Consider the following 13,462-nt stretch of genomic DNA (forward strand, 5'->3'; position numbering starts at 1 on the left):
CTATGTGGCCGCGAACGTGACAGTTTCAGACGATAATCGACCGATTTGAAATCTTTTCTGCATCCGGTTTACAGAATTGTTGCAAAAGCCGCGAAAACCGGACCGTTGGGGTTTGACTTACACTTCGCTTGGCAGTAGAGGACGGGCTTCGAACACTAGGGCCAGGCGAATCCGCGCCGCACCCGACCGCTATAGATTGGAGACGGAGCGATGAAACGCACCTATCAGCCTTCGAACCTGGTTCGCAAACGCCGCCACGGTTTCCGCGCGCGCATGGCCACCAAAGCCGGCCGCAAGATCCTGAACGCACGCCGCGCCCGCGGCCGCAAATCGCTGAGCGCGTAAAACCGCCCGCCGATCAGGGTATGAACATGACGCCGCCGGAGGCCCCTGAGGATGGTAAGAACCACCCCGGGAATACGCCCCCGGCGGCTTCTGTTTGTCCGCCCAAATCTCTGACGATCCTGAAAAAACGAACCGATTTCCTGAAAGCCGCCCGCGCGCGCAGGCAGGGAACGTCTTCGATGATGGTGCAGGCCCGCAGACGCGATCCGGATGAAGCGGTGGGGCTGCGCGTTGGCTTTACCTGCTCAAAGAAAGTCGGCAATGCCGTGGCCCGCAATCGTGCCAAGCGCCGCCTGAGAGAAGTCGCACGGGCCGTCTTGCCTGTGTCTGGTCTTGAAGGTTGGGACTATGTGCTGATCGGGCGGGCTGATGTAACCGCCGATCTTCCTTATAACGTCCTGCTGAGCGACTTGCGGTATGCGCTTCGCAAAGTGCATGCGGATCGCAAATGACCTTCCTGTCCCATATCGTCGCCCTGCCCGTTCGCGCGTACCGGCTGATTTTCAGCCCCTGGGTTGGTTTCAACTGCCGCTATCAGCCCACATGCTCGGCCTATGCGCTGGAAGCATTGGAAAAACATGGCGCGATCCGGGGATCGTGGCTGGCTGCGCACCGGATTTGCCGGTGCCACCCCTGGGGCGGTGACGGTTACGATCCGGTGCCCGACAATACCGACCCTTAAGTCAACGCCAGGTTGCCGCGGTCGGTGAAGCTGCGGGTCGGAATGACCTCTCGGTCCAGTTTTCCCATCAACGTATGGTGCAGGTCTTCGAAAAACCGGGACGAATCAAAATACCAATTGTGTGTCGCCGAAGGCCCGTCCCCGTATTCATCGCGGGTATTCTTGAAATGGGACCCGCAATACAGATTGACCGCTTTCTCAGGCCGGTCGTTTGGCATTCCGACACGGCCCAGTCGGCGCGATACTCCGACACGCTTGACCTCTGAAATCGACAAAACCTCGTCAAAGGGGCTGTAATAGCATGTCAGCCTGGTACAACGTCGCATCAGAGAGGAGGTCTTGGAACTGCCGTCACGGAACGATTTCGCGGATACATCCGCCGCAACAAACGCGATCTGGCTGGTCATCCAGCTGTGTTGCGCGGTTTCATGGTCGTCATCGGCATAATCCATGGCTTCGCGCACCAAGAACGTGCCCATGGAATGCGCCAGAACATGGACGTTATACCGGCAATCCGCGGTCTGCATCCTGGACAGCCGCGTGATCCCGTGACTGAACAATTTTTCTGCCGCACGCCGCGCGTCAGCCCGGTCAACGTTATAGCCCAGAACCGATCCATCGCTTGGCCAATCATAGCTGATGACCACACCGTTAAAGCCATGCGCCTCAAGACCGGTGCGTATTTTGCGGTGACGTTCCAGCATCTGATATTGCTCGGTATTGAACCCGTGCACGAAGACGACAATATGCCCATTCACGGTAGCCGTCGCCCCGGCTTCGGCCTGAATCCGGCTTATCCATTGAGACTGCGGTATTTCATGCTGCCGTGCCGGTTGCCCGACATTTCCCGGAATAGCCAGATATCGCGCGGCACCCATCTTGTTTGAATAGTGATCGCCGCTGCGGGCGCGGACCGAAAAGAAGTAGTCCATAATATACCTCCTGAAAAATACGCGCAGGGTAACACGGGTGCAACTACGCTCCAAACGCGGTTGATCCTGCTTCTACGCCTTGCCCGGGCCTTCGGTCCGCTGTAACCACGGCGCATGTTTGATGATGCAGACGATATCCACCCGCTGTTTGCCGGCGCGCCCTCGACAACCGAGTTCAAGAAGCTGCGCAAACGCATTGTGCGCCAGACCCGTGAAGCGATCGAGCAATACGGGATGGTGGATCCGTCCGCCCACGACAAGGATGGCAAGCCACCCCGCTGGCTGGTCTGTCTTTCGGGTGGCAAGGACAGCTATACATTGCTGGCCGTTCTCTACGAGCTCAAATGGCGGGGCCTGTTGCCTGTCGATCTGCTGGCCTGCAATCTGGATCAGGGCCAGCCGGGCTTTCCGGCCACGGTCCTGCCCGAGTTTCTGGGTCGAATGGACGTACCGCATCGGGTCGAATATCAGGACACATATTCCGTTGTGATGGACAAGGTCCCGCAGGGCCGGACCTTTTGCGCCCTGTGTTCCCGTTTGCGCCGTGGCAACCTCTATCGCATCGCGCGCGAGGAGGGATGCTCGGCGGTCGTTCTGGGGCACCACCGCGACGATATCCTTGAGACGTTTTTTATGAACCTGTTCCACGGCGGTCGTCTTGCCACGATGCCGCCGAAACTGGTGAACGAAGAAGGCGATCTTTTTGTATTCCGCCCGCTCGCCCATGTCGCCGAAGCCGATTGCGAGAAATTTGCAAAGGCGATGCAATACCCGATCATTCCCTGTGACCTGTGCGGCAGTCAGGATGGGTTGCAGCGCCAGCAGGTCAAACAGATTCTGGATCAATGGGAAAAGAACAGCCCGGGTCGGCGACAGGTTATGTTCCGAGCGTTAACAAATGCGCGGCCATCGCACCTTCTGGATGGAAAGCTATTTGATTTCATTAACCTTTCGCTAAATTCCAACGAAAATTCCGGGAATTTGGAAGAGATTCCGCTTCTGCGTTAACGACTGACTCAGACTGGTTTCATAGGCTTTGCCTTGTGCAGATCATGCCCAAGGCCAGAAAGCTGATGCGGAACCATCCCCTTACCGACCGTTTTGTCCATTCGTTGAAAACCGTTCTGGGCGGCCCAGCCGCGCTGGCCTTTGTTCCGGCGCTTTGTCTGAGTGCATTCTGGATTGGGGGTGAACAGGCCCTGGTTGCACTGGCCCTGATTTTGCCTCTGATCGTCGCAGGCATCAATGCGTTCGCAGCCAATCCGTCGCGTAAGGGGCTTTGGCGTCCAGGCGGTCTGCTGTCAAAGGACCAGTTTGAAACAGTTTTGGAGAAGGTATTTGCCGACGCCCGCCTGAAGGGGGAAAACTCGGCCTGTTTCGCGGTGGTTCTGGATGACTTTACGCAATTGCTTGATCTGCACGGACAGGCGGCGGCAAACCACGTTGCACAGCAATTCTGCTCGCGCGTTTTGTCCATGATCCGCTCAAATGATTGCGCAACCCGGATGGGTGGAAACAGGATGATGGTTGTTCTGCACCCGGCACGGCAACTGGATTTGGAAGCTTGTATTCAGATGTCGGGCCGTATGCAAAACGCCGTAGAAGATCCCATCATGCTGAATGGTACCGGCGTGTATATGTCCTGTTCCATCGGCTTTTGCCTGAGCAGCAATATCACTGACGGCTCTGCAATCGATTGGCAGGAGGCCGCAAATAACGCCCTTTTGGAGGCACAACAAAACGGGCCATCCACGATTCGCGCTTTTTCCTCTCAGACGCGCAGACGGGCACAGGTCAGGATCAACTTGCGCAAAGAATTCGAAGCGGCGCTGGACAGCGGTGAGATCCGTCCATGGTTTCAACCCCAGATCTCAACCGATACCGGGCGTATCAGCGGGTTTGAAGCTCTGGCCCGCTGGGAACATCCGAAAAAAGGGGTTCTTGCCCCCAATGTGTTCCTGCCCTTTGCCGAACAGGCCGAACTGATGGACCGGTTGGGTCAGGCCATGCGGCATCATTCCTTTTCCGCAATGCGCGACTGGGATCGGTCCATGCTGTCGGTGCCGCGCATCGGGATCAACTTTTCATCTGACGAACTGCGCAATCCGGGCCTGATCGACCGTCTGAAATGGGAACTGGATCAATTCGATCTGACCCCTGACAGGTTGGCGGTCGAGGTGTTGGAGACCGTGTTCTCCAGACGGCCCGACGATGTCATAACCCGCAACGTCACCGGGCTTGCCGCAATGGGGTGCTGTATTGATCTGGACGATTTCGGGACAGGACATGCCTCGATCGGTTCTATCAAACGGTTCAACGTATCGCGCATCAAGATCGACAGGTCTTTTGTTGCCAAAGCGGATCTGGACCCAAGCCAGCAACAGCTTGCCAGCGCCATTCTGATGATGGCAGAACGTTTGCATCTGGAAACTCTGGCCGAAGGTGTCGAAACGCCGGGTGAGCACGCTTTGATGGCCCAACTGGGTTGCGATCATGTTCAGGGATTTGGCATCGGCAAGCCCATGCCATTCGAAAAAACCAAGGATTGGATCACGTCTTACCGCAACAAGGTCGACGGTGTTCCCAAAATCGGGCGGAAAACGCGGTAGGGAACCGGAAATCGCGGTAAAGAAGACCCCTCCGTGACGAAATGACGGGCGATTCCGCTTGACCTTTGGGTCTGCACTCTGTTGAACCCTGCGGGTGTCTTTCACTGCTCAAGGTGGCTGTCCCCGATGGACGATCAGAACAAGAACCTTATCCTCGCAACCGCGCTCAGCTTTATCGTGATCCTGGTCTGGTTCGTGCTGTTCCCCCCTCCGGAACAGACGACAACCCCGGATCAGGCTGAAGTAACCAGCGTCGAAGGCAGTGAGGTTCAGACGCCCAGTGCGGCCGACACCAGTACTGTCGGAGAGGCAACTGCGGCAGCTGCCGAAGCTGAACCCGAGGCCGAAGCGCCCCGCATCAATATCGACACGCCCCGCCTGACCGGTAGCCTGTCGCTTGCTGGCGGTCGGATCGACGAGCTGTCATTGAAAGACTACAAGGTCTCGCTGGCCGAGGATTCTCCGATTGTCGAGTTGTTGTCGCCAGTCGGATCGCAATCCGCCTATTACGCCCTCTATGGCTGGGCTCCTGGCGCGGGCCTGACCGGTGCAGATGTTCCCGGACCAAATACCATCTGGACGCTTGAGCAGGGCGAAACCCTGGGTGTTGACACACCTGTGACGCTGGCCTGGGAAAACGGCAATGGACTGACGTTCCGCCGCACCATCGCGGTTGACGAGAACTACATGTTCACGGTCACGCAATCTGTCGAAAACGCCACCGGGGTTGAAATTGGATTGGCACCTTATGGCATTCTTGCGCGCCACGGCATTGGCGAAGACGGGGACCTGCCGGACCTGAAGAACTTCTTCATTCTGCATGAGGGTGTGATCGGTATGGCCGACGGCACTCTGACCGAAGTGGACTATGGCGACGTTCGTGATTTCGATATCGACCCGGACGAGCGCGCTCAGGCCGAGGTGTTTCAGGTCAAGGAAAACGGCTGGATCGGGTTCACTGATCACTTCTGGATGACCACGCTGATCCCGGAACCCGGTTCTGCGTTCAAGGCGGCTGCCAAATACGACTCGCGTCGCAAGATTTACCAGACAGAAACGGTACTTCCGACGCTGACCGTGGCACCGGGTGCGACCGAGCAGGTGACAACCCAGCTGTTTGCGGGTGCAAAAGAGTGGGAGACCATCCGCGAATACCAGGCTGACGGTGTGCAGAAATTCATCGACAGCATCGACTGGGGCTGGTTCTTCTTCCTGACCAAGCCGATTTTCTGGCTGCTGCACAACATTCATGCACTGATCGGCAATATGGGTTGGTCCATTATCGGCCTGACGCTGATCATCAAGGCAATCCTGTTCCCGCTGGCCTTCAAATCCTACGTCTCGATGGCGAAGATGAAGGAACTGCAGCCGCAGATGGAAGCCCTGAAGGAAGCCGCGGGCGACGATCGTCAGAAGATGCAACAGGGCATGATGGAGCTGTACAAGAAGGAAAAGGTGAACCCCGCTGCCGGTTGTTTGCCGATCCTGTTACAGATCCCGATCTTCTTTTCACTGTACAAGGTGATCTTCGTCACGATCGAACTGCGTCAGGCACCGTGGTTCGGCCCCTTCCAGGACCTGAGCGCACCTGACCCGACCTCGATCATGAACCTCTTTGGCTTGCTACCCTGGGCCGGCCCGCAGCCGGACACCCTGATGGCGCTTATCTTTATCGGTATTCTGCCGCTGCTGCTGGGAATCTCGATGTGGCTGCAACAGAAATTGAACCCGGCACCAACCGATGCCACACAAGCGATGATCTTCGCGTGGATGCCGTGGGTCTTCATGTTCATGCTGGGCGGTTTTGCCAGCGGTCTGGTCGTGTACTGGATTGCGAACAACACGATCACCTTTACCCAACAGTATCTGATCATGCGCAGTCAGGGCTATACGCCGGACGTGTTCGGAAACATCAAATCCGGATTTAAGCGATTGCCGAACACGGACAAGAAATGAGCGGAACAGTTTCAGGCCTTTGGCGTCACCCGATCAAAAGCCATGGGCGTGAAGCCCTGAGCCAGATTACCCTCAACCCCGGGCAGACCATGCCCGGGGATCGCGTTTGGGCCGTTGCCCATGAAGCGGCCAAGACCGACGGAACGGAATGGGCCCCGTGTGTGAATTTCAGTCGCGGTTCAAAAGCCCCCAAGCTTATGGCGATTTGGGCGAAACTGGACGGCGAGCAGGTCACGTTGCACCACCCGGACCGCCCGAATCTGAGCTTTCATCCTGACACAGAAGAATCGGTTTTCCTGGACTGGGTAAAACCGCTTATGCCCACGGATCGCGCTGCGTCCGCCCGAATTGTCCGGGTGCCCGGGCGCGGCATGACCGATACCGATTTCCCGTCAATCAGCCTGTGCAACATGGCGTCTCATCGCGCTGTTGAACAAAAGCTGGGCCAGTCTTTGTCTGCGGCGCGATGGCGCGGGAACATCTGGTTCGAAGGTCTGCCTGAGTGGGATGAATTCGACTGGCTGGGCCGAGACCTTCGCATTGGCGAAACCGTGCTCCGGGTTCGCGAGCGTATAGTCCGCTGTCTGGCCACCACCGCAAATCCGGAAACCGGCGAACGCGACGCGGATACTCTGGGCGCGCTGAACAGCTGGGATCATCAGGATTTCGGCGTCTATGCCGAGGTTGTTCAGGGTGGTGAAATCCGCCTGAATGATACCCTGGAGGTGTTATGACCACGCTTCCGTTTCCGCTGGCCGAAGAGCCGGATGACTTCGCAAAAGAACGCGGTCGCAAACTGTTTGCCGGCCCGTCTGAATTTGTCAAAGGCGTAGTCGCCATGACGGGCCTGCCCGCTCCTGACCGGCTGGAGGTTTGCTTTGCCGGTCGCTCGAATGTCGGCAAATCCAGCCTGATCAATGCGCTAACCGGAACAAAGGGTCTGGCGCGTGCCTCGAACACACCTGGCCGCACGCAAGAAATCAACTTTTTCACGCAAGGCCCGGACCTCTATCTGGTGGACCTGCCGGGCTATGGGTATGCCAATGCACCGGTTAACGTGGTTGAAAAATGGCAGAAGCTTCTCAAGCAATACCTGAGCGGCCGTCAGACACTGCGCCGTGCCTTTGTCCTGATCGATGCGCGCCACGGGGTAAAACCGGTCGACACTGAAATCATGAAGTTGCTGGATACCAGTGCCGTGACCTTTCAATGCGTTCTCACCAAGGCCGACAAGGTCAAGGCCAACGAGCGCGAGAGGGTTCTGGAACAAACCCGTGCGGCTTTGTCCAAACATCCTGCCGCATTCCCGGAAATCGTCCTGACTTCGTCCGAAAAAGGCGACGGGATTCCGACCCTGCGCTCGATCATTGCACATCTGGAATAGCTTCGCCCTTGGCAGCGCGGTGCAAAGGCCCTAACACGGACGGTCAGAGGGACCTTAGCAATGAAGACACGTGACATGAACCGGGACTGGATCGCCACCGCAGCAACCCTGAACAGCGCATTGCCCTATCTACAACGCTATGATGGGGCCATCGTCGTCATCAAGCTGGGCGGGCATGCCATGGGCAGTGACGAGGCTATGGAGAGCTTTGCGCGCGATGTCGTCTTGATGCGTCAGGTGGGCGTGAACCCGGTTGTTGTGCATGGTGGTGGTCCAATGATCAACGCAATGCTGGACAAGCTGGATATCAAGTCCGACTTTGTGAACGGCAAGCGCGTGACCGACACGGCAACCGTCGAGGTGGTCGAGATGGTTCTGTCTGGCTTGGTGAACAAGCGCATCGTTCAGGCAATCAATGGTCAGGGTGGTTCGGCCGTGGGTTTGTCGGGCAAAGATGCAAACCTGATGATCTGTGACCAGACGGATGCGTCGCTGGGTTATGTCGGCACCCCTTCCGAGATGAACCCGAAAATCCTGCATGATCTGTTCTCACATGATGTGATCCCGGTTATCGCCCCTCTGGGCGCGGGCCGTGAGGGCGAAACGTTCAACGTGAACGGCGATACGGCGGCCGGGGCGATAGCCTCGGCACTAAAAGCAGACCGCCTTCTGCTGCTGACAGATGTCTCGGGCGTCAAGAACGCGGCAGGCGATGTGGTGACTGAGCTGAAAGCCGGCCAGATTCGCGAGATGACCCGCGAAGGCACCATCGCAGGTGGCATGATCCCCAAGACCGAAACTGCCCTCGATGCCCTGCACAGCGGCGTTCGGGCCGTCGTGATACTTGACGGGCGCGCGCCCAATGCGGTTCTGCTTGAACTGTTCACGGAACATGGCGCCGGGTCGCTGATACGGCCAGACTGATCGCAGCAACAGCCGAGGGAAGATGACAGAGCTTGCGCAACCTTCCTCTGTTCCGGATGTGGAAACCTATGGCCGCGTAGAACATGCGGCGCGTCAGGCGGGGTTGATTGTCATGGGCGCGCTGCATCCTCATCGCGTGGCAGCCCGGCAACTTGACACTGGCACTCTGATCTTGCTGGGCGCGGGTCCTGATTTCTGGCCTGCTCTGAAAGCCTCGCCGGAATGGCGGGGGCCTGATCCAGTAGACCGCTGGTCAACCAGAACCGTCGGCCAGATGGCGCATGCGTTCGGTGCACAGGCCTATTTCCCCTTTGGTGGTCCGCCCTATGCGCCATTCATCGACTGGGCCCTGAAATCGGGACGCACTTTCAGCAGCCCGGTGGGGGCCTTGGTACATGACACGGTCGGCATGATGATCTCATATCGCGGCGCACTGCATTTCGCCCATGAGCTTGCGATCCCCGAGGCGTCCGGCGTTTCCCCCTGTGACACCTGCGCCGCACCGTGCACGACGGCCTGCCCTGTCGGCGCGCTGAACGCGCAAAACTTCTATGACATCGCAGCCTGCCACAACCATCTTGATACCGCTAAGGGGCAGTCCTGCATGACGGGCGGCTGTCTGGCCCGCCTCGCTTGCCCGCTCAGCGCGGGCGCAGGGCGCGACCCCGAACAATCAGCCCATCATATGAGGGCTTTTCACCCGTCATGACCCGCACTCTGATCCTGACGCGTCACGCCAAATCCAGCTGGGATAACCCAGGACTTGGCGATCATGAACGCCCCCTGAACAAGCGTGGGCGCAGGTCAGCCCCGGCCATTGGCGAATGGCTGCAAGATAACGGCTGGCTGCCGGAAGAAGTGCTAAGCTCGACGTCAACCCGCACTCGCGAGACATGGGACCGGATGGGGTTAACGGCCGATATGGTCCGCTTTCACAATGTTCTCTACCACGCCGACGCCGAAGACATGTTGCGCGCGTTGGCTAGCGCTACGGAACCGACTGTTTTGATGCTGGGCCATAACCCCGGAATCGCCGAATTCGCCAACCGCCTTGTGCAACGGCCACCGGATCACATGCGCTTTTTCGATTATCCGACTTGTGCAACCACTGTGATGACATTCAACGCCGACAGCTGGTCGGACGTGCGATGGCATATGGGCACCGTGCTGGGCTTCACCACCGCGCGAGAGTTGCTGGAATAGAAAAAGGCGGGGCAAAACCCCGCCTTTCCACCATCTTGAGCCGTTCAGTGTCCCAGAATCTGGCTGAGGAACAGTTTGGTCCGCTCGCTTTGCGGATTATTGAAGAACTCTTCCGGTTCGTTCTGTTCCACGATCTGGCCCGCATCCATGAAGATCACGCGGTTGGCAACCTGACGGGCAAAGCCCATCTCGTGCGTCACGCACAGCATGGTCATGCCTTCCTCGGCCAGCTCGATCATGGTGTCGAGCACCTCTTTGATCATCTCGGGGTCCAACGCCGATGTCGGTTCATCGAACAACATGATCCGCGGCATCATGCACAGCGAGCGGGCAATTGCCACACGCTGCTGCTGACCACCCGAAAGCTGACCAGGATACTTGTCGGCCTGCTCGGGGATTTTCACCTTTTCAAGGAAATGCATCGCGCGCTCTTCGGCCTCTTTCTTAGGCGTCTTGCGCACCCAGATCGGGGCCAGCGTGCAGTTCTCCAAAATGGTCAGGTGCGGGAACAGGTTGAAGTGCTGGAACACCATGCCAACCTCGGACCGGATCTTGTCGATGTTCTTGAGGTCATTCGACAGCTCGGTCCCATCCACGATGATCGTGCCCTGCTGGTGTTCCTCCAGCGCGTTCAGGCAGCGGATCAGGGTAGATTTCCCTGACCCGGACGGACCCGCAATAACAATCCGCTCGCCCTGATTGACGGTCAGATTGATGTCGCGCAGCACGTGAAAGGAACCGTACCACTTGTTCATGTTGGTGATTTCGATGGCGACCTCGTCGCTCACCTGCATTTTGGAACGGTCGATTTCGCGGTCAATTGCAAGTTCAGACATGTGTTGAACTCCTTAACGGTGGCCAGTCTGAAGCTTGCGCTCCAGATACATGGAATAACGGGACATAGAGAAGCAGACGATGAAGAACAGGAACGCGATGAACGCGAACAGTTCCCAATAGATGCCGTTCCAGGCTGTGTCGGCGCGGATAGCAGATGCCAATCCGATCACGTCGAACAACCCGATAATCGACACCAGCGTCGTATCCTTGAAGATCCCGATGAATGTGCTCACGATGCCCGGAATTGAGATTTTCAGGGCTTGTGGCATGATGATCAGCCTTTGCGCCTGCCAGTAATTCAGGCCCAGACTGTCGGCGCCTTCGTACTGTCCTCGTGGCAGGGCAGCCAGACCACCCCGGATCACCTCGGCCATATAGGCCGCCGAGAACAGGGTCATCATGATCATCACCCGCAGGATGATGTCAAAGTTGGTGCCCGGTGGCAGGAACAGGTTCAGAAGCAGCGACGCCACGAACAACAAGGTGATCAGCGGCACACCGCGAATGAACTCGATAAAGCCCACGCACAGGTATTTGACGATCAGCAGGTCCGACTGACGCCCTAGCGCCAGAACGATACCGATCGGAAGTGAGACACCAATGGCCACAACGCCCAGCAGGATCGCCAGCATGAAACCACCGAACTGACGGCTTTCAACAGCTTCGATGCCAATCGGCAGAACCGAGTCCATCGCGCCCGTGAAATAGCTGGATAGCACCAGCCACCAGATCACTGCGGCAACGACCGCACCGATCATACCCACCAGTTCACTCACCTGCTTGCTGAGGACCGAATACACGAACCAACCGACGACAAACCCAAGCGCGGCCGAGATTGGCCCCCAGATGGTTCCGCCCCACATCAGGAACGGCATCAGGAACGGGTAGATTGCCGTGAAGATCAGCATCTTGGTTGGGACGCGGTCCGAATACAGAACCGGCGCCAATGCGACCAGCAACAGAACCAGCGCAAGGATCGGTCTCCAGTACAGATGGCTTGGATAGAAGCCGAACAGCAACTGTAACCATCGGTCATTGATAACCGCCCAGCAGGCGTGCCCATGGGTCGACCCCCAGGTGGCCATCATGATCTCGCGGCACTCGTTGAGAGAGTCGGCATTCCACACGGACTGGAAAATCCATGGCAGAACACCTGACAGCACGTAGTAGATCGCATAAAGCGAAACCACCGTCAGGATCGTGTTAAACCAACTTGAGAACAGGTTGTGCTTGACCCATCCCAGCGCACCGACCTCGGAAGCAGGCGGTGCCTGCTCGGGCAGCATTTCCGTGCGGACAAATGAAACATCACTCATATTACCGCTCCACCAGTTTTACACGGTTGTTGTACCAGTTCATCACCCCTGAGATGCTCAGCGAGATGGACAGATAGACCAGCATCAACAGCAGAACACATTCCAGCTCGCGACCGGTCTGGTTCATGGTGATGCCGCCAAGGGTCCCCGTGATGTCCATATATCCGACCGCGATCGCCAGTGACGAGTTCTTGGTCAGGTTCAGGTAGTTCGAGATCATGGGCGGAATGATCACCCGCAATGCCTGCGGCAGGATCACAAGGCGCATGGTCCGGCCCGGGCGCAGACCCAGCGCCGATGCGGCTTCGGTTTGGCCTTTTGAGATGGCCAGGATACCCGCACGAACGATCTCGGCGATGAAGGCCGCCGTGTAAAGCGACAAGGCCAGCCACAGCGCGATCAACGAGTTACGCAAATGTGTGCCGCCGGTAAAGTTGAAGCCTTTCAGCTCAGGGAAACCAAGGTGAAACCCCAGGATGGTGAGAAGGACAATCATCGGCACAAACAGAATACCCAGTTGGATGTGCCAGATAGTCGGACGATCACCGGATGCCTCTTGCTTGGCTTGTGCCCAGGCGGACACCTTGCGCATCGCAAAGATGCTGCCACCAAGCACGATCAGAATGGCGATCAGGTCCAGCGAGATATCGAACCGCAGGCTCGACGCACCGAAGATGTGTATATCACCCAGGCTGCGCGAGAACAGGAACTCCGGGATATAGACCCCGCGATTGGTCACCGCGACAGAATCGAACAGATTCATCGTGGCTTCTGGGTTTTCTCCGCGGAACGCCCTTGGTGCTGGCAGGCTTTCGATCAGAATGGCCATGGCCAGAACGATCCACAGCAGCACAGGTACGTTGCGGAACATCTCGACATAGACGGTCATGATCCGCGCAACCAGCCAGTTGTTGGACAGGCGCAGAACACCAACCAAAACACCGACTATCGTTGCTGTGATACAACCAAGAACCGCCACAACCAGCGTGTTCAGCAAGCCGATAAAGGCCGCGCGCAAGTGACTGTCGCGCGAATCGTATTCAAGCAAGCGCTGGTTGATATCGTAACTGGCCGGTTCTGCGAAAAAGCCGAACTCAACCGGTTTTCCAAGCGCTTCGAGGTTTTGGATGGTATTGGAGATGATCCAGGCTGCCAGAAGCATAAAACCAATCATTGCAATGACCTGGATGGTCGCAGATCGGTACCGCGTATCATAAAGGAGCATGGACAGCCGGAACTGCTCCTTCGGCGGGTCAGTGAGAGTCGTCATGACC

Annotated in this window: 15 protein-coding genes; 11 read left to right on the plus strand and 4 right to left on the minus strand. The window is 57.5% G+C overall.

Annotated features, from left to right (window positions below):
- Window positions 1-210 precede the first annotated feature (210 nt).
- From rpmH to yidD, 3 genes are read left to right on the plus strand one after another with little or no spacing between them, the layout of a single operon-like run.
- A complete protein-coding gene (gene rpmH / locus ACR0D9_RS11095) occupies window positions 211-345 on the plus strand; it encodes a 50S ribosomal protein L34 (RefSeq protein ID WP_005980833.1) in 135 nt (44 codons plus the stop codon).
- A 26-nt stretch (window positions 346-371) separates the two neighbouring features.
- The gene (gene rnpA, locus ACR0D9_RS11100) at window positions 372-797 is read left to right on the plus strand and encodes a ribonuclease P protein component (RefSeq protein ID WP_480538810.1); all 426 of its coding nucleotides are present in this window, start codon (window positions 372-374) and stop codon (window positions 795-797) included.
- Complete coding sequence (gene yidD, locus ACR0D9_RS11105; RefSeq protein ID WP_209505895.1) at window positions 794-1,027, plus strand: membrane protein insertion efficiency factor YidD; 234 nt, start codon at window positions 794-796, stop codon at window positions 1,025-1,027. The genes rnpA and yidD overlap by 4 nt, the downstream gene beginning before the upstream one ends.
- On the opposite strand, the gene ACR0D9_RS11110 is transcribed toward yidD, so the two are convergent.
- Window positions 1,024-1,959: an alpha/beta fold hydrolase gene (locus ACR0D9_RS11110; protein ID WP_480538812.1), complete on the minus strand. Its 936-nt coding sequence runs from the start codon at window positions 1,957-1,959 to the stop codon at window positions 1,024-1,026. The genes yidD and ACR0D9_RS11110 overlap by 4 nt on opposite strands.
- A gap of 114 nt (window positions 1,960-2,073) precedes the next feature.
- On the opposite strand from ACR0D9_RS11110, the gene ttcA reads away from it, so the two are divergent.
- From ttcA to ACR0D9_RS11150, 8 genes are all read left to right on the plus strand, one after another.
- A complete protein-coding gene (ttcA, locus tag ACR0D9_RS11115) occupies window positions 2,074-2,967 on the plus strand; it encodes a tRNA 2-thiocytidine(32) synthetase TtcA (protein ID WP_480484755.1) in 894 nt (297 codons plus the stop codon).
- Between the two features lie 44 nt (window positions 2,968-3,011).
- Window positions 3,012-4,568 carry a putative bifunctional diguanylate cyclase/phosphodiesterase gene (locus ACR0D9_RS11120; RefSeq protein WP_480484756.1) on the plus strand — a complete coding sequence of 519 codons (1,557 nt, stop codon included), beginning with the start codon at window positions 3,012-3,014 and terminating at the stop codon, window positions 4,566-4,568.
- A 126-nt stretch (window positions 4,569-4,694) separates the two neighbouring features.
- Entirely contained in the window at window positions 4,695-6,524 is a 1,830-nt protein-coding gene (gene yidC / locus ACR0D9_RS11125) for a membrane protein insertase YidC (protein ID WP_480484757.1), read from the plus strand.
- On the plus strand, window positions 6,521-7,258 hold the full coding sequence (locus ACR0D9_RS11130; RefSeq protein WP_480484758.1) for an MOSC domain-containing protein: 738 nt from the start codon (window positions 6,521-6,523) through the stop codon (window positions 7,256-7,258). The genes yidC and ACR0D9_RS11130 overlap by 4 nt, the downstream gene beginning before the upstream one ends.
- Window positions 7,255-7,908: a ribosome biogenesis GTP-binding protein YihA/YsxC gene (gene yihA, locus ACR0D9_RS11135; RefSeq protein WP_480484759.1), complete on the plus strand. Its 654-nt coding sequence runs from the start codon at window positions 7,255-7,257 to the stop codon at window positions 7,906-7,908. The genes ACR0D9_RS11130 and yihA overlap by 4 nt, the downstream gene beginning before the upstream one ends.
- 60 nt (window positions 7,909-7,968) lie before the next feature.
- The gene (gene argB, locus ACR0D9_RS11140; RefSeq protein ID WP_209505885.1) at window positions 7,969-8,832 is read left to right on the plus strand and encodes an acetylglutamate kinase; all 864 of its coding nucleotides are present in this window, start codon (window positions 7,969-7,971) and stop codon (window positions 8,830-8,832) included.
- Window positions 8,833-8,854: 22 nt separating this feature from the next.
- On the plus strand, window positions 8,855-9,541 hold the full coding sequence (locus tag ACR0D9_RS11145) for a ferredoxin (protein ID WP_480538814.1): 687 nt from the start codon (window positions 8,855-8,857) through the stop codon (window positions 9,539-9,541).
- Complete coding sequence (locus ACR0D9_RS11150; protein ID WP_480538816.1) at window positions 9,538-10,035, plus strand: SixA phosphatase family protein; 498 nt, start codon at window positions 9,538-9,540, stop codon at window positions 10,033-10,035. Before ACR0D9_RS11145 ends, ACR0D9_RS11150 begins: the two co-directional genes overlap by 4 nt.
- A 44-nt stretch (window positions 10,036-10,079) precedes the next feature.
- Here ACR0D9_RS11150 and ACR0D9_RS11155 read toward each other — a convergent pair whose 3' ends face one another.
- The 3 genes from ACR0D9_RS11155 to ACR0D9_RS11165 are packed head-to-tail and all read right to left on the minus strand — an operon-like array spanning window position 10,080 to window position 13,458.
- Window positions 10,080-10,871, minus strand: coding sequence for an amino acid ABC transporter ATP-binding protein (locus tag ACR0D9_RS11155; RefSeq protein ID WP_480484762.1), 792 nt, complete (start codon window positions 10,869-10,871; stop codon window positions 10,080-10,082).
- Window positions 10,872-10,883: 12 nt separating this feature from the next.
- Window positions 10,884-12,188: an amino acid ABC transporter permease gene (locus ACR0D9_RS11160; protein ID WP_480538818.1), complete on the minus strand. Its 1,305-nt coding sequence runs from the start codon at window positions 12,186-12,188 to the stop codon at window positions 10,884-10,886.
- Window position 12,189: 1 nt separating this feature from the next.
- On the minus strand, window positions 12,190-13,458 hold the full coding sequence (locus tag ACR0D9_RS11165; RefSeq protein ID WP_480474035.1) for an amino acid ABC transporter permease: 1,269 nt from the start codon (window positions 13,456-13,458) through the stop codon (window positions 12,190-12,192).
- Window positions 13,459-13,462: the final 4 nt, after the last annotated feature.

The sequence above is a fragment of the Ruegeria sp. AK11 genome (genome assembly GCF_056541095.1).

Coding starts and splice junctions, on each gene's coding strand:
- rpmH (WP_005980833.1), top strand. CDS start 211: ATGAAACGCACCTATCAGCCTTCGAACCTGGTTCGCAAACGCCGCCAC.
- rnpA (WP_480538810.1), top strand. CDS start 372: ATGACGCCGCCGGAGGCCCCTGAGGATGGTAAGAACCACCCCGGGAAT.
- yidD (WP_209505895.1), top strand. CDS start 794: ATGACCTTCCTGTCCCATATCGTCGCCCTGCCCGTTCGCGCGTACCGG.
- ACR0D9_RS11110 (WP_480538812.1), bottom strand. CDS start 1,959: ATGGACTACTTCTTTTCGGTCCGCGCCCGCAGCGGCGATCACTATTCA.
- ttcA (WP_480484755.1), top strand. CDS start 2,074: ATGTTTGATGATGCAGACGATATCCACCCGCTGTTTGCCGGCGCGCCC.
- ACR0D9_RS11120 (WP_480484756.1), top strand. CDS start 3,012: ATGCCCAAGGCCAGAAAGCTGATGCGGAACCATCCCCTTACCGACCGT.
- yidC (WP_480484757.1), top strand. CDS start 4,695: ATGGACGATCAGAACAAGAACCTTATCCTCGCAACCGCGCTCAGCTTT.
- ACR0D9_RS11130 (WP_480484758.1), top strand. CDS start 6,521: ATGAGCGGAACAGTTTCAGGCCTTTGGCGTCACCCGATCAAAAGCCAT.
- yihA (WP_480484759.1), top strand. CDS start 7,255: ATGACCACGCTTCCGTTTCCGCTGGCCGAAGAGCCGGATGACTTCGCA.
- argB (WP_209505885.1), top strand. CDS start 7,969: ATGAAGACACGTGACATGAACCGGGACTGGATCGCCACCGCAGCAACC.
- ACR0D9_RS11145 (WP_480538814.1), top strand. CDS start 8,855: ATGACAGAGCTTGCGCAACCTTCCTCTGTTCCGGATGTGGAAACCTAT.
- ACR0D9_RS11150 (WP_480538816.1), top strand. CDS start 9,538: ATGACCCGCACTCTGATCCTGACGCGTCACGCCAAATCCAGCTGGGAT.
- ACR0D9_RS11155 (WP_480484762.1), bottom strand. CDS start 10,871: ATGTCTGAACTTGCAATTGACCGCGAAATCGACCGTTCCAAAATGCAG.
- ACR0D9_RS11160 (WP_480538818.1), bottom strand. CDS start 12,188: ATGAGTGATGTTTCATTTGTCCGCACGGAAATGCTGCCCGAGCAGGCA.
- ACR0D9_RS11165 (WP_480474035.1), bottom strand. CDS start 13,458: ATGACGACTCTCACTGACCCGCCGAAGGAGCAGTTCCGGCTGTCCATG.